Source organism: Nostoc sp. 'Peltigera membranacea cyanobiont' 210A, from assembly GCF_002246015.1.
GTDB lineage: Bacteria > Cyanobacteriota > Cyanobacteriia > Cyanobacteriales > Nostocaceae > Nostoc.
Map to the genome: position 1 here is coordinate 17,393 of NZ_NOLJ01000021.1, position 20,230 is coordinate 37,622.

18 protein-coding genes, 1 tRNA gene, 1 rRNA gene and 1 pseudogene are annotated in these 20,230 nt (G+C 42.0%); 6 read left to right on the plus strand and 15 right to left on the minus strand.

What is annotated here, in order from left to right:
• Window positions 1–96: 96 nt before the first annotated feature.
• The 6 genes from CDG76_RS35420 to CDG76_RS35445 all read right to left on the minus strand — a co-directional run bounded on the left by CDG76_RS35420 (window position 97) and on the right by CDG76_RS35445 (window position 3,426).
• Entirely contained in the window at window positions 97–471 is a 375-nt protein-coding gene (locus tag CDG76_RS35420) for a hypothetical protein (protein WP_094353485.1), read from the minus strand.
• Window positions 461–1,468: an LLM class flavin-dependent oxidoreductase gene (locus CDG76_RS35425; protein WP_094353486.1), complete on the minus strand. Its 1,008-nt coding sequence runs from the start codon at window positions 1,466–1,468 to the stop codon at window positions 461–463. Before CDG76_RS35425 ends, CDG76_RS35420 begins: the two co-directional genes overlap by 11 nt.
• Window positions 1,469–1,616: 148 nt before the next feature.
• On the minus strand, window positions 1,617–1,979 hold the full coding sequence (locus CDG76_RS35430) for a hypothetical protein (protein WP_094353487.1): 363 nt from the start codon (window positions 1,977–1,979) through the stop codon (window positions 1,617–1,619).
• 387 nt (window positions 1,980–2,366) lie between these two features.
• Window positions 2,367–2,678 carry a hypothetical protein gene (locus tag CDG76_RS35435; RefSeq protein WP_094353488.1) on the minus strand — a complete coding sequence of 104 codons (312 nt, stop codon included), beginning with the start codon at window positions 2,676–2,678 and terminating at the stop codon, window positions 2,367–2,369.
• A gap of 2 nt (window positions 2,679–2,680) precedes the next feature.
• Window positions 2,681–2,968, minus strand: a complete 288-nt coding sequence (locus CDG76_RS35440; RefSeq protein WP_094353489.1) for a hypothetical protein — start codon at window positions 2,966–2,968, stop codon at window positions 2,681–2,683.
• 35 nt (window positions 2,969–3,003) lie between these two features.
• Window positions 3,004–3,426, minus strand: a complete 423-nt coding sequence (locus CDG76_RS35445; RefSeq protein ID WP_094353490.1) for a hypothetical protein — start codon at window positions 3,424–3,426, stop codon at window positions 3,004–3,006.
• 1,019 nt (window positions 3,427–4,445) lie between these two features.
• Between CDG76_RS35445 and cysK the strand changes: the two genes are divergently transcribed.
• The 4 genes from cysK (at window position 4,446) to CDG76_RS35465 (ending at window position 8,873) form a co-directional block, all read left to right on the plus strand.
• Complete coding sequence (gene cysK / locus CDG76_RS35450) at window positions 4,446–5,405, plus strand: cysteine synthase A (protein WP_094353491.1); 960 nt, start codon at window positions 4,446–4,448, stop codon at window positions 5,403–5,405.
• Window positions 5,406–6,103: 698 nt separating this feature from the next.
• Window positions 6,104–6,799: a LabA-like NYN domain-containing protein gene (locus CDG76_RS35455; protein ID WP_094353492.1), complete on the plus strand. Its 696-nt coding sequence runs from the start codon at window positions 6,104–6,106 to the stop codon at window positions 6,797–6,799.
• Between the two features lie 269 nt (window positions 6,800–7,068).
• The gene (locus CDG76_RS35460; RefSeq protein ID WP_094353493.1) at window positions 7,069–7,779 is read left to right on the plus strand and encodes a response regulator transcription factor; all 711 of its coding nucleotides are present in this window, start codon (window positions 7,069–7,071) and stop codon (window positions 7,777–7,779) included.
• A 5-nt stretch (window positions 7,780–7,784) separates the two neighbouring features.
• Window positions 7,785–8,873, plus strand: a complete 1,089-nt coding sequence (locus CDG76_RS35465; RefSeq protein ID WP_094353494.1) for a sensor histidine kinase — start codon at window positions 7,785–7,787, stop codon at window positions 8,871–8,873.
• 400 nt (window positions 8,874–9,273) lie between these two features.
• Here the strand turns inward: CDG76_RS35465 and CDG76_RS35470 are convergent, their stop codons facing one another.
• The 3 genes from CDG76_RS35470 to CDG76_RS38895 form a co-directional block, all read right to left on the minus strand.
• Entirely contained in the window at window positions 9,274–10,155 is an 882-nt protein-coding gene (locus CDG76_RS35470; protein ID WP_094353495.1) for a succinate--CoA ligase subunit alpha, read from the minus strand.
• A gap of 272 nt (window positions 10,156–10,427) precedes the next feature.
• Window positions 10,428–11,654 (minus strand): succinate--CoA ligase subunit beta, encoded by a 1,227-nt coding sequence (locus CDG76_RS35475; RefSeq protein ID WP_094353496.1) that lies wholly within the window; start codon window positions 11,652–11,654, stop codon window positions 10,428–10,430.
• Window positions 11,655–12,066: 412 nt separating this feature from the next.
• Window positions 12,067–12,219, minus strand: a complete 153-nt coding sequence (locus CDG76_RS38895) for a hypothetical protein (RefSeq protein WP_223265541.1) — start codon at window positions 12,217–12,219, stop codon at window positions 12,067–12,069.
• A 53-nt stretch (window positions 12,220–12,272) separates the two neighbouring features.
• On the opposite strand from CDG76_RS38895, the gene CDG76_RS35480 reads away from it, so the two are divergent.
• Window positions 12,273–14,012, plus strand: a complete 1,740-nt coding sequence (locus CDG76_RS35480) for a hypothetical protein (protein WP_094353497.1) — start codon at window positions 12,273–12,275, stop codon at window positions 14,010–14,012.
• A 285-nt stretch (window positions 14,013–14,297) separates the two neighbouring features.
• Here the strand turns inward: CDG76_RS35480 and CDG76_RS35485 are convergent.
• The 6 genes and pseudogenes from CDG76_RS35485 to rsmA all read right to left on the minus strand — a co-directional run bounded on the left by CDG76_RS35485 (window position 14,298) and on the right by rsmA (window position 18,013).
• Window positions 14,298–14,369 (minus strand) — tRNA-Gly (locus CDG76_RS35485).
• Between the two features lie 171 nt (window positions 14,370–14,540).
• Complete coding sequence (locus CDG76_RS35490) at window positions 14,541–15,197, minus strand: GerMN domain-containing protein (protein WP_094353498.1); 657 nt, start codon at window positions 15,195–15,197, stop codon at window positions 14,541–14,543.
• Between the two features lie 246 nt (window positions 15,198–15,443).
• Window positions 15,444–15,531, minus strand: a pseudogene (locus tag CDG76_RS39835) (indole-3-glycerol phosphate synthase TrpC); the annotation flags it as partial.
• A gap of 64 nt (window positions 15,532–15,595) precedes the next feature.
• Window positions 15,596–15,925 (minus strand): DUF3082 domain-containing protein, encoded by a 330-nt coding sequence (locus CDG76_RS35495; protein ID WP_094353499.1) that lies wholly within the window; start codon window positions 15,923–15,925, stop codon window positions 15,596–15,598.
• Window positions 15,926–16,102: 177 nt separating this feature from the next.
• Entirely contained in the window at window positions 16,103–17,077 is a 975-nt protein-coding gene (gene ispE, locus CDG76_RS35500) for a 4-(cytidine 5'-diphospho)-2-C-methyl-D-erythritol kinase (RefSeq protein WP_094353500.1), read from the minus strand.
• A gap of 93 nt (window positions 17,078–17,170) precedes the next feature.
• Window positions 17,171–18,013, minus strand: coding sequence for a 16S rRNA (adenine(1518)-N(6)/adenine(1519)-N(6))-dimethyltransferase RsmA (rsmA, locus tag CDG76_RS35505; protein WP_094353501.1), 843 nt, complete (start codon window positions 18,011–18,013; stop codon window positions 17,171–17,173).
• Between the two features lie 649 nt (window positions 18,014–18,662).
• Between rsmA and CDG76_RS35510 the strand changes: the two genes are divergently transcribed.
• Window positions 18,663–20,151 (plus strand): 16S ribosomal RNA (locus CDG76_RS35510).
• The last annotated feature ends 79 nt before the right edge of the window (window positions 20,152–20,230 follow it).

Here is a 20,230-nt window from a genome sequence, read left to right on the forward strand (position 1 = left end):
ATGTAACTCTTCTAAAATTGCAACACCCTGCACTTTAAAAGTACAGGGTGTAAAACAGCTATATTTTGTGTGATTCCCAATTCTGGCCTATTTACCTCAAAGCCAATCTCGATAAGCAGATATTTCATTTACGCTGATTTCAAACGGCGTCCCCTTTCCAAATGGCGGATAAACGCGGATTTTGCCATTGCTAACAAACCGCTCTAACCTATTACCTAACTGGGGAATATTGCTGACAATATGCCAGTAAGATACTAAGTCAGGGCAATCAATAATTAATGTGAGGATGCTAGCATTTGTTGTCAGATACCACTGACAATTAGATAATAAGACTCGCGTAATGCGATCGCAGGCTAGATAAAAGCATCTGCCAGTAGATTGTTCTAGCTCCATTTGCAGCATTCCATCCTGTTTCGTTACCTCAGTGGGAGGTAAATCATCGGGAGGAAGCAAGTATAGTTTAGAAGACATAATTTCGCACCTCTTGGTTATAGCGCGTCAAACTGTCCAGGTTTTTTTGCAAATCCGCAGACGAGGGTTTGAGTGCTAGCGTACCTAAATTTAATTCGTCCTGAAATTTCTTGATTTTGTCTCGACAAGTCTCCACATCACCGATAATTGAATTCTCAATCAAATAATCTTCATCGAAACAAATATTTGTGCGGTCGAATGGTTTTTGGTTGGGATTCGCACTATTTTTCAATACTTCAGCCGAATTAGCTTTCATTTTCTGGCTAAATTGGCGAACGAAAGGTAACGCTTCACTCACAGCCTCGTCAAATGTTTTGCCAACAAAAAAGAAGCGTGCCAGCACTAAATTTTCCGCACCACTAGAATTTAAGGCTCGATATTTGGTAACAGTATCCTTCAATCTCTCTAAGGAAAATGGCGGCCCACCCATCAAGCTGAAGGAATGTTTAGCAGCAAGCTCAATACCGTCATCACCACCAGTGGCAACATACACTGGTATTTGACTTTGCAATGGTTTTGGGTAAATCGTTAAGCGATCGCATTGATAATATCGCCCATTAAATGATACATCAGTTTCATATAAGAGCTTTTGAATCAGTGCGATCGCCTCTAGCATCTTGGGACGGGATTCACTTGGGAGTGTCGCAAAATGCTTGTTTTGTTGAGGAAAGGGGCCGCCTTTGGCAACTCCAAATAATAATCGTCCATTGCACAAGTTATCCAAAGTGGCAATATCTTCCGCCACCCTAATGGGGTTATGGAATGGCAGCAACACCGCCGCCGTGCCTAATTGGATAGTTGAAGTTAATCCCGCCAAATGTGCCATTAACACCAACATGGACGGGCTGAGATTAGATTCACTAAAATGGTGTTCACTCACCCACGCTTCCTCAAAACCTAAGCTTTCTGCCTGTTTTACCAGTGCAACTTGCTCAAACATGGCACGACGAGCATCTTGGTGAAAATTATCGTAATTGCAGAAAATTCCAGTTTTCATTACTTGCGTTGATACTTTGTATTCACCGTAGGTGCTGGTTATTCTAGTGGTCGATAGGTTTGTAGTAAGCACTTTAGTGCTTAAATATTTGAGGAATAAAGTCCTCTCTACAAAAGAATTTACCCCTCTCAATTAATGCGATGAATCACTAAGTTGCAACCCACTGCAACTCCAACCATAGACGTGGGTTGTTCTCTTTGACCTTCGACATCGGATCGCGCAATAATCGCTTGGCATTCATACAGACAACCTGGATTAAACCCATATTGTCTGCTACTTCTCTAAGTACTTCTTTTTGAGCTTGCACACAGGAAATCATTTCATCAGAGCAATAAATTCCTATATATTGCAAACGTCTAGCAGGTCGTCCCCAAAAACAGGTGATGACTTTCACATAACACCCATCCAGCAATTCTCCAACTTGCGGGTAGTAATGGTTGACGACTCTTGTGAATTCTTTGGCTAAGATATCTTCAGCAATCATTGGAACTGATATTTCTGTAGCGTCCATCACGCTATTTAATATAACATAATTTTATCAATTAAAGATGACAAAATAGCTGATTAAGCTTAAATAAAACCTTAAATATTACATAAAAAAAAGAGGTGTACCTTATTTGGCATCACCTCAGATTTGCGTAAAGCATATTTACATCTTTAGATTAAAAATTCGTAATTCATAATTCGTAATTCGTAATGATATTAGCAGACTCGCCAACGTAATTATGTTATATATAGATTAGGATTTCAACCCTAACCATAATAAATGGTACAACTTTTAGAGGTCACTGACTCTAAGTCTTAATTTAATTACGAATTACGTTAGCGCAGCGTTAGCGACGCAGGAGCGTCATTACGAATTATTGTTGAATTCTAACTTTTGAATTTTTAATTATTATTATCGAGCATTGCGTTCACAAACTAAAATCTCTGCGATGATTTCCGGCACATTTCCAAAGTCCGTAAATCCTTCAGAACCACGGATTGGTGAAATAAATGTATAGTTTGGATCGCACGCTCCAGTGTCATATACTTGAATAAACCACCGATCGGGAAATCCTTCTATACCTAATTCCACAGTGTACCAACTCTCGCCAATCAGACGAGAGTTAAAGATGGTGAACCACTCTCGGTTCTCTTCTGAAATATTCCAATCTGCCATCAGCAGTTCTAAAGCTATTTGTCCCGCATCCGTTGAAGTCAACAGCATTTTTACTCCTTACTTGTAACTTCAGTATTTGCAACTTCAGTACTGGGAACTTCCGGGTATAAACCTAATTCTTTAGCTAACTCACGCGCCACAAAAAATAGAAATTGGGCACCATCTTGATTGCCTTCATGGGCAAACATAGTTGCTACTTGTAACATTGTTTGTACTAAACCAGAATCAATCAATTCTGGCTTAGATTCTAAAAGTTCTGGTTCTTGACCATTAGGACATCTGAGTAACTCATCAATCAGATTAAAATACAGGCTTTGGCGTTGTTCTTGGTCTGTCATGGTAATTTTCTTGATTTTAGTAAATTGTGAATAAGTTACTGTTCGATACTTTGGTGCCACAGTCTTTCCAACATTTCAACTTGTTCTTTTAAAACAGCAGCACGATGAACCAGATATCTGTCGTAAAAAAGAATCCCTAACCCAACACAAATTGGGGTTAACAAGAAGAACCATTGCAGGATAGTGGCAAATTTATATTGTTCAGCAACACTCAGCATTTGATGAACCACATTACGATCGGAGGATTGAATGCTAGTCTGAGGGGAATGTGTACCCTCTTTCTGGGGAGCCAAGGCGGGAGCATCTGTAGTTGTGTTGTTAACTTCGTAAGCTAAATTCTGAGATTTTACTAACTCCAGATGTCGCTCCCAAATTATGCCAAATACTACTAGTCCTGGTGAAAGCACTGCTAAGGTAACAACGCAAACTGTGAGAACATTAAAAAGTTTGGCTTTCATCCTGGCTCTCCCTTGCTAGGTAGTATGCACCCAGTAAGAAAATATCTTTTGCTGTTTATCTAAAGTAGTTATATAATTTCTACTTTTTAAACAGTTTTGATATTAAAATATGTGTAATCGGTAATTTTTACAATCATTAGTCGCCAGTTATTTTTCTCGTCACTACTGACTACTCAATAATAAAAAGTTACCACCTTTTTGACAAAACATAGGATTATTCAGTCAGAAACAACGCACTTAGATTCGGGAATCTAGTTTCATCCTACTCTCAAAAGGGAGATTAAGAAGTCCCCCCTAGTTCACTAAACTTTCGCTCAGGAATGTTGGGGGGTAGAGGGGAATCTCTGCGTAAATCCTATACGATTTATATCAGCCGCTCTCCACCAAACAGTTTACCCCAGCCCTGTTAAGATTATTAAATTCATTAGAATAGTACTCAAAGCCTGTAATCTATACCGGATAACTATTTTAAAAATTCATTGGGGTATGGGTGCTAGTGTTTTTTGGACGGGGTTCTAGTATTTTCGAGGTGGGGTTCTGGCGTTTTTGTACTCAATCTCAAAGCAATGTAGGCAATGGTTAAAGACTGTTTTAGATGCAATTTTGGACGGACAAAATCTGCACTCAAAAGAAAATATCAATGTCTCTTGATAAAGATAGACTAAGAAATTAAGAAAAGCAATTAAATATTTTGAAAGTAAATTATATTTTCAGAACAAATAGAAAATAATGGAAAAATATTCATATATACAGAATTATAAAAATTGAATCTCAACCCAAGAGACAATAGTCAGCAATTCCAAATGGTAAACTATAAGAATGGTAAGCTAGCCTCTTCTAAAGGGAGAATCAATGGGAATATCTCATAAAAGTTCTTCCTAAACTTTCATATTTTGTGGTTTAGTTAGAATAGATAGTATATGCACTCATTGACATTAAACGGCAAAATAAATACATCAAAGCTTATTGTTATAAGTAAATACTCTGTACTTAAGATTTAGGATTTTAGGGGTTAAATAATGCGAATTGCTCAAGATATAACAGAACTAATTGGACGAACTCCTTTAGTTCAACTGAACAAGATTCCTCAAGCTGAGGGAGTAGTTGCAAGGATAGTTGTTAAATTAGAAGGTATGAACCCAGCGGCTTCGGTGAAAGACCGCATTGGGTTAAGTATGGTACTCTCGGCAGAAGCTGCTGGCTCAATTTCCCCAGGAAAAACTATTTTAGTCGAGCCTACTTCCGGTAATACAGGTATTGCTCTAGCAATGGTAGCAGCAGCGCGTGGCTACCGTTTGATTTTGACGATGCCAGAGACTATGAGCCAAGAACGACGCGCTATGCTGAGAGCTTATGGTGCAGCTTTAGAGTTGACACCAGGTGCTGAGGGTATGCGGGGAGCAATTCGCAAAGCCGAAGAAATTGTGGCTAAGACTCCTAATGCTTTTATGCTGCAACAGTTCCGCAACCCTGCGAATCCCAAAGTTCACCAAGAAACCACCGCTGAAGAAATTTGGACAGATACAGACGGAGAAGTAGATATCGTCATTGCTGGGGTAGGTACTGGTGGGACGATTACTGGGATTGCCGAAGTACTTAAGCAGCGCAAACCGACTTTTAAAGCGATCGCAGTTGAACCCAGCAATAGCCCAGTCCTCTCTGGTGGTGAAGCCGGTCCACATAAAATTCAAGGTATTGGCGCCGGATTTATCCCAGATGTTCTCCGCCTAGAATTGGTTGATGAAGTAATTAGAGTCAGCGATGAACAAGCGATCGCTTATGGGCGACGTTTGGCAAAAGAAGAAGGCTTATTGTCTGGAATATCATCTGGTGCAGCTTTGTGTGCTGCTATTCAAGTCGGTAAACGTCCAGAAAATGCCGGACGTTTAATCGTCATGATTCAGCCTTCCTTTGGCGAACGTTATCTCAGCACACCTATGTTTCAAGATTTGTCTTTAGAAACTGCTGGCGTGCGTTAAGCAAATAGGGGGACAAGAGAGCAACGAATCATCTCTGTCCTTCTCATTTGGTTCTTATATAAATTAATACAACTTACTTTTTGAGTTACCTTTTGAGGTGCGATCGCATCGCATGATTACGTTGTTATAGCGTTTCCTAATCATACAAGGTACATCATAGCCCCCTCCTCGCTTGCGGGGAGGGGGTTGGGGGTGGGGTTCTTGTACCTCACTTAACCGAGAACCGCTATAGTGCTTTTAACTCCTTGACATTCCCACAGCTGCGTAAATATTGCTACGCTCATTCTCCCTAAAAGCCGTGGGATTCTTATGCAGAACTTGCTTATGTCGGGTTGCCCCTATTACAGGTCTTACAGTTCATGCCTACCCAATTATAGATATAGTGTTTCTGGGTTGAGTGTAATACAGACTTAACAAAAACAGCCCTTACCCTGACAAAAAGATTTATTTTATCGAAACTCTTGCTGTCTCGGTGGGTAAAGATTAACATATCTGTGGGCAGAAGCAATATCTCGTTCAATCAACCATAACAATAGTGAAAACCTTGCGCTCTCTATTTTGAATCTTGTTTAGCACCAGTTAACCTTATCTGCATATAGTGACTTAAGATTATTACCTGCTAGGTTATAAATCAAGCACAGACTATACTATAGAAAATTTAGTCAAAATTCTTTACAGCTTTAAAATCAGAGGTATCAATGATTATAACTAATTTTAGCAAACAAAGAAATGAATTTAAGGAATCTAAAGTACTCAAAGCGAAACCACATTGGCAAGGGCAAAATTTGAGCGATACTGCTGTCAAAGGTAAAGATACCAAGATGCGAGATCCTGCACCTGATAGTTTGATTTTGAATAACTTAAATCGTGGTCGAGTTGCTATTTTTATTGATGGCTTAAGCCTCTTCCATACAGCCTTACAACTCGGCATAGAAATTGACTACGTTAAATTGCTTTGTCATTTAACCAGTGGTTCCAGACTATTGCGTGCTTTTTTCTATACTGGGGTTGATATCAGTAATGAAAAGCAACAGGGTTTTCTATTGTGGATGCGTCGTAATGGCTATCGCGTAGTGGCAAAGGATCTTGTTGCGCCAGCAGAGAATTTCAAAAAATCAAATCTGAACGTAGAAATTGCTGTAGATATGATAACTTTAGCTCCTTACTATGATACAGCGGTTTTAGTCAGTGGCGATGGAGATTTAGCTTATGCGGTGAACGCTGTCAGCAGAATGGGCGTTCGGGTAGAAGTAGTCAGTCTGCAAACAACGACTAGTGAAAGTTTGATTGATGTTGCTGACTGCTTCATTGACCTCGATAGTATTAAAACACACATTCAAAAAGATTCTAATCTTGGCTATAGTTATCGCACGTCATCAAATTCAAACCTCTAATTAACAAGAGGTGGAGAGTCGGAGACGCGGGGACGCGGTTAAACCTGGATTTCTCACAAGTGAGAAATCCAAGGGGTGTGGGAGGTGTGGGAGGTGTGGGAGGATGGGGAAGAAGTCTTACCCCCCACACTCCCCACACTCCCCACACTCCTCTTCCCCTGAAGCCTACACTATGCGTGAGAAATCCGGNCTTAAAGATATCTTTGTGTCTCCTTTTCCCCGTGCCTTCGTGACCTGCTTTGCCCATTTTGCTCGACTTTATATTTCAGATGGATATTTTAATAGTTGAAGATGAACCAGAAATTGCTCATTTAATTGAACTCTCTTTAGAAAAAGAAGGATTTTTTTGTCGCACTAGCCGCGATGGCATGAATGCTTTGCGGATGTTTCAAGAGCAACCACCGGATTTAATCATTCTAGATTTAATGATTCCTGGTTTGGATGGGTTGGAAGTTTGTGCCCGAATTCGCCAGAAACCAGGTGCAAAAGATCCTTATATTCTAATGCTCACGGCTAAAGGTGAAGAAATCGATCGCGTCATTGGTCTATCTACCGGTGCTGATGATTATATGGTCAAACCCTTTAGCCCCAGAGAGTTGGTAGCTAGGGTGCGGGCACTATTACGCCGTAGCCTCCGCCAAGGGGGACAACATCAAGTCAATCGTACCCAACACTTTATTGTCGATGTAGACCAGCGCACTGCCAGTCGCCAGATAAATTCTCAAGAAGTTGAAATTTTGGACTTAACTACCCTAGAATTTAACTTGCTAACCACCTTTGTCAGTAATCCTGGTCGAGTTTGGAACCGCACTCAACTAATTGATAAACTTTGGGGAGATAATTTTTTTGGCGATGAACGAGTGGTAGATACTCATGTAGCTCGGTTGCGAAAAAAGATTGAACCCGATCCGGCAAATCCGACTTTTATTAAAACTGTTGTTGGGGTGGGCTATAAATTTGAAGATCCTCTGGTAGCGTAAATGTTATGAAGATGGGGCTGAGGACGCGGCTATTTTTCTCCCACTTAGTAGTAATGATTGTGGGGGTAGCTAGTCTGGTGAGCATCAGCAAAATCTCTTCCCCCCGCTTGTTTGTCTTACATTTGGAAGGATTAGAAAATCAGGGGTTCGACTTAATCGATGTCCGTGCTGAATTGGTTACAGGATTTGAACTTGCTTGGCAGCGCAGCACTATTTGGTCTGTCTTAGTCGGTACTACCGCCGCCGGAGGATTGAGTTACTGGGTGTCCAGACGGATTATGCAGCGATTGACCGAGATGGAACAAATCACCCAAAAATTTGCTGCTGGTCAGATGGATGCACGACTACCTGTGTCTGACATTCCAGAACTTAGTGGATTGAGCAGTAGTTTCAACCGAATGGCTGCCAGTTTAGAAGGCGTAGAAGCGCGGCGGCGAGAAGTGATTGGAGATATGACCCATGAACTCCGAACACCATTAACTGTGGTGCGCGGTTACTTGGAAGAACTGGCTGATGGGGAAATTGAAGCGTCTCCTGAAATCTATCGACGTTTAGCGAAAGAAACTCGACGCTTAGAGCGATTGGTGAACGATTTACAAGAATTATCTAAGGCAGAAGCCGGTTATCTACCAATTAATATCCAACGGGTAAATTTGCGTCCGTTGTTAGAGTCATTAGTGGAGAAATTTACCGACCAACTATTAGAAGATGGGCCAGTTATGCTCTTGCAATGTCCATCTATGCTACCTCCTGTATTGGCAGATATTGACCGTACAGAACAGGTATTGGTTAATTTGCTAGGTAATGCAGTACGTTACACTAACGAAGGTTCAATTACCATTGCTGTTGGGACTGAAGCATCTCAAGTCTGGATTGCGGTTAGTGATACAGGTATTGGTATCGCTCCAGAAAATTTGCCTCATGTGTTTGAGCGTTTCTGGCGAGCCGATCAATCGCGCGATCGCCATTCGGGAGGTACTGGTATAGGTTTAACTATTTCCCGCCGTTTGATTGAATTACAAGGCGGTCAAATTCAGGTTGAAAGCGAATTGGGAGTTGGTAGTACGTTTCGGTTTTTTCTGCCTTTGGCTTGAGACAAAACCTTGAGTTCCGAGGGATTGACACAAGGTAGTCATGGCTGTGTCATACCCAATTGCTAATTTGAAAGTATCCAAAATTCTAGCTTATTGATGAATGCCAGGATTTTAGAAATGCATAGAGTGTAACATTATGTCTACTTTTATTTTGGCTGCTTTTTTGGTTAGTTTACTCAGTGCTTCGGGTTATGCTGCGATCGCCTATCTGTTTCCTCAAAATCGTTCTTAAGACTGACCAATTAAAATAATTCGTAATGACGCTCTCTACGTTCGCGCAGCGTGTCGCAGACAGACGCTAAAAGCGTAGCTTGCAACTCTTACAGAGTACGCGGACTCGCTACCGCTACGCTAACGTAATTCGTAATTCGTAGTTAAGAATTGAATTACGAATTAGTAATTAGTTCATTTCCTTTCTCAATAATTCTGGAATCTGAGAAGGGCGTTCAGCTACTGTCACTTCCGCTTCTTTTAAAGCGGCTAATTTACTTTGGGCTGTGCCAAAGTTAGGATCGCGTCCGATAACCGTTGCTAAAGTCCCGGTTTGGCGCCAAGTTTTTCCTGGTGGTGCAAGTCTACCTGCAATGTAGGCGATTACTGGTTTATCAATTGCCTCAGCAATGTAACGCGCTGCTGCTTCTTCACTACCACCACCAGGTTGACCGACTAAAACGATCGCTTGTGTGGTTTCATCCTCATCGAGAATTTGCAGCCATTGCAAAAATGAGGAACCAACGATCGCATCACTACCAATACTGACACTAATCGACTGCCCTAAACCTGCTTTTGTTAATTCATAGGCGATTTCATAGGTGAGGGTGCTGCTACGACTAACGATCCCCACTGTTCCAGGGGTATAAAATTCGCTGGGTTGAGTCCCTAAAAGAATTTTTCCCGGTACAATGATCCCCGGACTATTTGGCCCGATTACTAAAGTTTCACAGGCTTCGGCTTTGCGGAGTAACTGCACCATATCCAAAGGCGGCACACCAGCAGTAATAATAATAATCTGGCGAATCTTAGATGCGATCGCTTCTAATGCTGCATCTAACACGTCGTAAGGATCTACACAAATAATTGTTGTGTCAATTGCCCCAAATTGTTCTATTACCTCCTCTACTAAATCAAATACTGGCAGTCCATGCAATTCCTGTCCACCGCATCCAGGATTGACACCAGCTACTAAATTCGTGCCATAAGCTTTCATTTGAGCAACATGAGTGCTTGATATAAATTCACAAAAGCCTTGAATTAAGACTTTACTTTCTGGTGTTAGATTCATAAAAAATTACCGTAAATTTGGCAACTCAGCGCCTTCAAACACTGGGCATATTGATTCAATTTTTACTGAAATTCCAAAAACTAGTTTTGAAGCCGAGTGTTCCAAAAGTCAGAAAACTAGCCTCTAGCTAGGAATATTCAGTTTGAATGCACTATATAATTTAATCCCAGGAAGCAAAGCTGTACTTGATTTGAGCATCAAATTCAAAAATTTATACCCGACGGTAAAAACTAATAATTTTTGATTTTTGAATTGGAACAAAATGACATTCACTATCTTTTATTAGCCGTTGGTTTAGCAAGGAGAACTGCTGCTGCCACTGCCTCATCTAAATTTTCTACCACGACAAGCGCATCGGTGTGGGTTTTTAGTGTTGTCAAATATTTTCTCGCAGCGTTAAATTCAGAACCAGCAAGACGGACAACTAAGGATGGAAAATTAAGCTGTCGCCGAACTTTACTACCATTAGAACGTACAACCTGTGATTGAAGTTCGCTGTTGTCCTGCTGCACAACTCTAGCTATAACTTCAGCCACTTCCTCAGTTTGCGGAATACTCCCCAGAAAGTTAATTAGTATTACTTGAATGCTTTTATCAGCCTCCAGCATTTTCAAACCTGTTTCTAGGCGATCGCGGAAGGTAGTTGGTGTAGTATCTGTAAGGAAAGCATGACGTAGATTCAAACAAACACCTGGGTTGCCACCAGCATTGGCAACTAAATCTAAAGTTGCCATCACTGAACCAGTACCATTACCTAAAATACCGATTTTTCCATGCATTTGCACACCATCCCAGTCGCCCAAAATACCATTGATTTCGGTAGTGCTATGACGACTGATAATTTTTGCTGCCATCTCGGCAAGATCGGGATGACGTTTGATCGACCGTTCGTTGACCCTGACTTTACCATTAAGAGCCATAACTTGACTAGTAGTACTGACTGCCAAGGGATTAATTTCGACTAAATCCAAGTCTTTTTGGACAAATAAGTGGTACATCTTCTCCACAACGCTGCTTACCGACTGCATCAGCGTCCCTTGTAAACCCATTTTCAAAGCCAATCGTCGAGCATAAAATGGCGAGAATTCCTGTTCCACAACAACATGGTGCATTCTTTCCCCAGCGGATTCCCAATCGATATCTGCTTCTTTGCAACCTAAAAGTACCGGTCGGCAGACAGCTGTATCTAAAACCACTGCTAAATAAAATTCTTGGTTGGCGTCGTATTTAGATTCTGCCAGCACAACTTCCGGCAATTCGCCCCATATTGGTAAACTAAAGATATTTTGAGCTGCTGCGATCGCATCAATAGTCGTTTGGGCAAACCTGACTCCACCCGCTTTTGCCCGTTCCGCTCCGTGGACTTGAGATTTCAGTACAATTGGAAAGCGAATTTTTAACCTTTTCAAATCTGTAGGATGGTCAATTCGTTGCGAAGGCAATACCGGAATGCCTATCTTCGCAAACCATTCTTTAACTTGGTACTCTAATAAATCCATTGATACACCTTGTATTGACACTTTCCAAGATTTTGGTTATTCCTGTCTTGATATTTTGCAGCTATAAAAACTTATTTTTCACGGATCAATTTTATCGAATTCAGCAAATGAAGCATATTAATTTTGATAGTCAACTTGTTTGTGCCAGAGCCACAACACATAATTAATCTCCTCAGCAAGTTTCCCAGCATAGAAGATAACTAGCATTTTTGTCAAAACCCTGTGACATAGCATCGTTTTCTTAACCTTTAGATAATTTGGCAACAATTGCTTTGCAACTAGCATTTTGCAAAGCAGTAGCTTTTGTGAATTTAATTATCGCAAAGTAATGCAGTGAAAATACTCAAACCTTCTATTATTCCCATTTTTTATTTGTAATTTATATCTGAAGACAGATTATTTAATTTTGCATCTAGCGCTGTAAAAATGTATTGTTACGAACAATATTTACTTTTTTAATTTTTGGTGAAAAGTCAGAATTTGTGTTAGAAAGTTGGTCGTTCAGATTCTCAGGCTGTGGTTGGTTAAACTGTGCATTTGCATTCAACAAACCTAAAAAGTTCATTTCATCCCCTTAAAGATAATCAAAACAATATAGAAGTTCAGCGGGAAAGCTCTATGAAAGTAGCAGTCCAGCAGGAAGATTTACAGCTTTTAGGCAAAACTTTGCAAGAACAATTACTTGTAGAAGTCTCAACGGCTGAAGTCTTCGAGGTTAAGTGCGTCGTCAATAAAGGCGAGCTAATGATTTTAACGCAACACGCGTCAGATGTAGTCGTTGACGCTCAACTAATTTTTGCAGTCATTGAGGAGGTACTTCAGTCTCTAGCACCCCACAAAGAACAGCGGGTGCAATGTTTCCTCAGAGTTTTTGGCGAACAACTCCCTTATACTAAATGTTTCTTGGCATTGAAGCCGACGGGGGGATGGATAGCAGAGGGAGATGAGGAAGTAATATCCCCCTCATCATCTCTGACATATTCTCCATTAATCAATAAGAGCGAAGAAGAAAAAGAAGAAGAACTGTTTGACCCGTTTGCAGATGTGCCGAATTTGTCGGCTTCAAAGCCAGGATTCCAGGTCAAACCTATCCTACTGGGTGCGGCGTTGGTGGGAATTATAGTTTTAGGCGGTGGTGCTTACTTATTGACTCGCCCTTGCGTGATGTCTGAGTGTCCAGAAATACAAAACGCCAAGCAATTAAAAACACAATCTCCGCAACTGATGCGCCGCGCTAAGTCTGAAAAAGAATTAGTAGCTGTACAACAGCAACTTGCAACAGCCAGTGCAGACCTAAATGTAATTCCTAGTTGGTCGCCTCGCTACCAGCTGTCACAGGAACTAAAAGCAAGTTTGTCTGGACGATCAGAAAAAATCAATCAGGTGGTCAAAGCTTTGCAGACGGCATCTTTGGCGACACAAAAAGTTCAAAATCCAGCATCTAGCTTAGAGGAATTACAAACTTGGCAACACTTATGGCGACAGGCTATAGCACCACTAGAAAGTATAAGTTCCAGTAGTGAACTCTATGGGCTGGTGCAGGGTAAATTACTAAATTATCGTGTCCGTTTACACGCTGTAAATCAACAGATATTTATTGAGGAAAAATGGCTGAATAAACTAACAGCGGCAAAAGGTGTAGCCGTTGCAGCCGAGAAGCGGGAAGCTGCTGCTAAATCCTTGAATGACTGGCAAAAGGCGCAGTCTACTTGGCTAGTAGTAATTAATGCCTTGAATACGATTCCCCGAAATAGCGTTGGATACCAAGAAGCCCAAAAGCTGTTGGTAGATTATAAACCTAAGTTAGTATTAGTACGCGATCGCGCTACTAAAGAACAATTAGCTGTTAAAACCTACCAACAAGCCCGTATCACCGCCAATCAAGCCAAACTTTATCAGCAACAAAACCAATGGCAAGCAGCGGCGATATATTGGGATCAGGCTTTGCAAACTGCTAAAAAAGTTCCCCAAGATAGCTTGTACTACACTCAGGCTCAGTCTCTCATGGAACCCTATTCAGCTGCGCTCAAACAAGCACAAGAAAAACTACAAGTTGTTAGTAGTTTGCAACAAACCCGCACTGACTTGGATAAGACTTGTACTAATGGAATTCGGATTTGCACCTTTAGCATAGACAATGCAGGAATTATTGTCCGACTAACCCCTGAGTATGACCAAATAAGGCAAAATAACTTGGCTAATCCTTATTCTAAGAATTCGGATACTGCTGTTGATGTTACCAATCATTTGCAAATCTTACGCGAAGCCCTAGCCGTAATTGGTGAAAATGCCAATCTATCCCTTTTTCTTTATGATTCCCAAGGTCAGGTAATTTATACGCGGACTTTAGGCGGGTAAGTAGCATCCCCAGTGAAGTATAAAGGATGAATTGTACATTAACTAATTATTTGTCAATTTAACAAAATATTGTCACAGCATTTCAAATACCTAAAACCCTGACATAGTAAGGATTATGTCAGGGTTTTAGATATTTAAGGAAAATAGCGATGTCTACGACGGGCTACGCCTACGCATCAGTGGGTGAAGATAACACATTTTAGAAAATGACTTCACAATCAACCCAAGCAGCGGCTCAACAATTGGTTGATATCCCCATTGATAGTGAAAACTTACAGATTTTAAAGCGGGCGATGGGACTCGAACCCACGACGTTCACCATGGGAAGGTGACATTCTACCACTGAATTACACCCGCAGATTGCTAACATAAACTTAGTACTCAAATAAAATATACCATTATTTGCAGCTGTTTTCAATTGCCTAGAACATACACTACTCTGGCAAATACTGATGCATGAGTCATGCGGCTGTTCAGATCGGAAAATCTTTTTAGCTAGCTGATGACGGCACTTACTACCATATTTAACTAAAGAACAATGTCCTCGCCTCGCTCCGTGAAGCGAACCTCTTTAATATTCCATTGAGCATTACTCGTTAAAGTTTTGCGGAGACTGCCAAACAGAGCAAACTGTTCACAACTAGAAAGAGAAGTTATTTGCCGCTTTGACTCAGGAGATATGCGTAAATCAACTGTAGCAATGCCATTTTTAATGTTGACACGATACCCAGACAAGCTAAAGTCGCTTGTATCTCGTTTTTCTAAGATTTTACTCACGACATTTGTCACTGGTTCCTCGGCTGGTACTGAAACCTTTTCTGGAATTAGTTTTTGACACTGGGTATCACTTGTGTATAGTGTTACGCTAGTTGTTTTGGCAGTGGCAACCTTAGAAGTTGGTGAGGAAGGCGTATTTTCCTTAGAAGATTCTTGATTAGGAGATTTTTCTTTCAGCGTATTTTCCTTAGAAGATTCTTGATTAGGATATTTTTCTCTCAACTGAGCTACGCTAGGAATTTGGCTGGGAGACTGAGAAGGTAGGCTATTCGTCGGTGCTGGTGCTGTGGTAGGGTATGACGTTGCGCTGTCAATATTACCCGCAGTAGGGTTAGAACTACAACTACCGAGGCTGACAACCATTGTCACAAAAATAGAGGGTAAAAAATATCTCTTGATTGTATTCATAAACTTTGCTTATAAATGATGTTGCTGCTATCCATTTCAGTATCGCTGGTATTAATTCCGCATAAATTAGTGAATATTGAGCCAGTCTATAAAGTGTCAACCCAAAATCTTTTAAAGTCAAATCTTACACTATTTACCAAAATTACAACATTTGCTATTCAAGGAGTCATGTCTGACAACAAGCAACTTTGTGTCTATGTCAATCCCAAAAAGCTTGACTAAAACAATTAAGGATATAATAAACCAGAGAATTACTGCAACCAGTAGCACTGCATCTGCGCCTGCTGCTTGTGCTAAATAAATTTGGCAAGAGTAAAATTAACTCCTTGCAGAGTCAGGGTAAGTCGTGCTGCTTTAGAAAAACTTGTGCTTTTAGATTACTGATTAAAAGCAAATTACTAGTTTTCACTACTTTTTTGCTTCGTCAATTGCTGCACTAATAATTGCACTCCCAAAGCCAACAAACCAATTGCCACTATAGCAAAAATCCCGCTACCTAAAGCAACTACACCAACAACCAGAGTGCGGACAGCAGAAGAAATCTTCACCACCAATGGATTGATTGAATGGATCGGTTTACTAGCAAAATTTGTCGCGATCGCAATCATCAGCGAATACGCTGCAAACCCCATCCCTCCAGAAATCACTGCCCCAGTAAAACAGCGTAATGGACTCGCTGTAACCTGTTCTTTAGCATCTGTTTGCGGCGTTAGATTTTGGTCATTCATAATATTTAGATTTTAGATGTTAGATTTGGGATGGGAGCATTAGGAATAACTATTGTCATCAGCTTGTTGTCATTCAAATTGCATCTTTGCGTCTTTGCATTTTTTTGGCGATTTTAACTATGCAACTTAAAAGCTCATCAGCTTATTCCCCATACTCCATTAACAATAAAGATTTATTTAAACTGAAGATGCCACCTGAATACCATGTGTAATTGTCCGAGTCACAAACAATTCTAAGTCTTCATCAAGAATTGCTTCCCTGACTTGCAGTTTCACTTTTTCTGCCTGCTGCTGAGACTCAAAAAGAGCAAATACTGTTGGCCCAGAACCAGACATCATTGTTCCTAAAACACCTTCCTGATTAGCAAATACTTCTCGCAACTGCAAGACTTGGGGATAGGCTGGCAATACCACGCGCTCTAAATCATTGTGCAGTTTTTGGGCAATTTCTCTTGTATTTTTATCCAGGATCGCTTTTACTATTTTTCCTGAATGAACAGCATTAGCACGTGCTGCCAAGTTGTCGCTATCTCTAATATAAGAATGACCAAACTGCTGTCGATAGGTTTTGTATGCCCAAGGTGTGGAAACTTCCAGGCTACGGTATTTCGCCAATATTATATATATGTTATCTAAACTCGGCAGGGGAGAAAGTTGCTCACCCCTACCTGTTGCGATCGCAGTTCCACCCGCCACACAAAACGGTACATCTGAACCGAGTGTACCTCCCAACTCTTCTAATTCTGACTGAGTTAGTCCCAACTTCCACAGTAAATCTATCCCCACTAACACAGCTGCTGCATTCGTCGAACCCCCAGCCAACCCAGCAGCGACAGGAATCTGCTTGTTCATAGTAATCTCCACACCCCCGTATTTAGCAAAGGCTTCGGGAAATTGCCTCACCATTAATTCTGCTGCGCGGTATGCCAGATTACTTTTATCTGTCGGTACTTGTGGGTGGTTGCAGTGAACACGGATATTGTCAGTGCTTATGGAACGCACATCAATTTGGTCTGCAAGTCCAATACTTTGAAGTATCATGGCTAACTCATGATAACCATCCGAGCGTTGGCGTAGCCCGCCGGAGGCATCGCCAATGATTTCCAGATACAAGTTGATTTTAGCAGGGGCAATTAGTCTGTAAGAACGCATTTTCTGAGAGTGGGGAATGGGAAACTCGGGACCCCTCGATTAGGGGCAATGGGGAATGGAAAATAAGAAATGGGAAAAAATCTGCCTTGTCCCCTACTTCATACTCTCCACTCCCAATTCATTTGCTAAAATTACCCATTGCTGAACGCTGAGGTCTTCGGCTCTAGCTTGGGGATTTATTTTTAATTGTTCCAGTAAGTGGCTCAAGCGATCGCGTTCTATAACAGATTGCAAATTATTTCGTAACATTTTGCGCTTGGCACCAAACCCCAACTTTAAGAAATTTTCTAATTGTCGGGGATTAAGTGCTGGTATCTCTATTTTTCGGGGACGCAATCGCACCACTGCTGAATCGACTTTTGGCGGTGGATGGAATGCGGCTGCTGGGACTGTGCAGATTAACTCACACTCAGCCAAATACTGTACCCGCACACTCAACGCCCCAAAAGCTTTTGAGCCTGATTTAGCATATAACCTTTCTGCTACTTCTTTTTGTACCAGCAACACTATTGAGTCAAATGGTTCGGGGTTGGGGTTAGCGATCGTACCCAATAGTTTCTCAATGATTGGCCCTGTAATGTTGTAGGGAATATTGGCTACTACCTTATTTGGCTTTTGGAAATTGGGAAAGGCTGCCAGATAAGATGGTAAATCTAGAGTCAAAAAATCACCTTGCAGCAGTAAAAATTTTTCCGTCTTACCAAGCTGCTTTGACAACAGTTGGCATAAGTCGCGGTCTATTTCAACTGCAACCAGAGATTGCACTAAGGGTAATAAACGACGAGTCAGAATGCCTGTTCCAGGCCCAATTTCCAGGACGCGATCGCCTTTGGGGGAGCGATCGCTTTCTGTACACTCAGCTGCTTTAATTATTGCGTCGAGCGCCTTTTCACTTTTGAGCCAATGTTGAGCAAAGACCTTACGCGGTCGGATCATCTGTATTTATTGCCTAGTCTAGTTTTTAGCTTTTTCTCAAAAATTCATTATAAATTTTGAAGCCCCTCTCTCTACAGCGCTAGACTCACTGTAACTCCTATCTTCTCCTCCAAACGCTCCACGAACGTAGTGATGGCGATCGCGTAGATGTCGATATAAGCGTCACCTGTAAGATGGGAGTCTTAAATCACAAGCTCCGCAACAATTATGCTCTTAATATTATGTATATGGTTAGTTCAGGTATAAGAATTCAGGATAAATCCCTCCAGCAAGACTATTCCTGCCTTTTTCGATAATCACTCAACGTGAATTATTCACCCAGTCAGGTTTAGCCACTTTGTTTGCGCCCCTCTCTTATTGCTTAAGGCATTCACCTGAAAGTAATGCCACTCAGGCGATTTGCCCTTTTAGGAAAAATAATAAATTTACCCCTTGACAAACTAGGGGATGACTAGTTACTCTAGTTAAGTCGGGAAGCAAAAGACGCAAACGACCGCTGAACCTAAAAAACATAATACTTTGAAAGCTTAAGAAAAAAACCAATCCTCGTCAAAAGATTTCACTTTTGGGATTTCCCAAAAAGATAATCGAAATTGTAACTAGGATTCTGGAAAATATTTTTTTCAGAGCCACAAACTCGAAACACAACAAAACGGAGAGTTTGATCCTGGCTCAGGATGAACGCTGGCGGTATGCTTAACACATGCAAGTCGAACGAAATCTTCGGATTTAGTGGCGGACGGGTGAGTAACGCGTGAGAATCTGGCTTCAGGTCTGGGACAACCACTGGAAACGGTGGCTAATACCGGATGTGCCGAAAGGTGAAAGATTAATTGCCTGAAGATGAGCTCGCGTCTGATTAGCTAGTTGGAAGTGTAATGGACTCCCAAGGCGACGATCAGTAGCTGGTCTGAGAGGACGATCAGCCACACTGGGACTGAGACACGGCCCAGACTCCTACGGGAGGCAGCAGTGGGGAATTTTCCGCAATGGGCGAAAGCCTGACGGAGCAATACCGCGTGAGGGAGGAAGGCTCTTGGGTCGTAAACCTCTTTTCTCAGGGAAGAACACAATGACGGTACCTGAGGAATAAGCATCGGCTAACTCCGTGCCAGCAGCCGCGGTAATACGGAGGATGCAAGCGTTATCCGGAATGATTGGGCGTAAAGCGTCCGCAGGTGGCAATGTAAGTCTGCTGTTAAAGAGTCTAGCTCAACTAGATAAAAGCAGTGGAAACTACATAGCTAGAGTACGTTCGGGGCAGAGGGAATTCCTGGTGTAGCGGTGAAATGCGTAGAGATCAGGAAGAACACCAGTGGCGAAGGCGCTCTGCTAGGCCGTAACTGACACTGAGGGACGAAAGCTAGGGGAGCGAATGGGATTAGATACCCCAGTAGTCCTAGCCGTAAACGATGGATACTAGGCGTGGCTTGTATCGACCCGAGCCGTGCCGTAGCTAACGCGTTAAGTATCCCGCCTGGGGAGTACGCCGGCAACGGTGAAACTCAAAGGAATTGACGGGGGCCCGCACAAGCGGTGGAGTATGTGGTTTAATTCGATGCAACGCGAAGAACCTTACCAAGGCTTGACATGTCGCGAATCTTCCCGAAAGGGAAGAGTGCCTTCGGGAGCGCGAACACAGGTGGTGCATGGCTGTCGTCAGCTCGTGTCGTGAGATGTTGGGTTAAGTCCCGCAACGAGCGCAACCCTCGTTTTTAGTTGCCAGCATTAAGTTGGGCACTCTAGAGAGACTGCCGGTGACAAACCGGAGGAAGGTGGGGATGACGTCAAGTCAGCATGCCCCTTACGCCTTGGGCTACACACGTACTACAATGCTCCGGACAGAGGGCAGCAAGCATGCGAATGCAAGCAAATCCCGTAAACCGGAGCTCAGTTCAGATCGCAGGCTGCAACTCGCCTGCGTGAAGGAGGAATCGCTAGTAATTGCAGGTCAGCATACTGCAGTGAATTCGTTCCCGGGCCTTGTACACACCGCCCGTCACACCATGGAAGCTGGTAGTGCCCGAAGTCATTACTCCAACCATTCGTGGAGGAGGATGCCTAAGGCAGGACTGGTGACTGGGGTGAAGTCGTAACAAGGTAGCCGTACCGGAAGGTGTGGCTGGATCACCTCCTTTTTAGGGAGACCTACACCCCTTAGATATCGAAAAGCAAACAGCTATATAGATAGTAAGTTGGTCTAACCTAGGTCGGTCG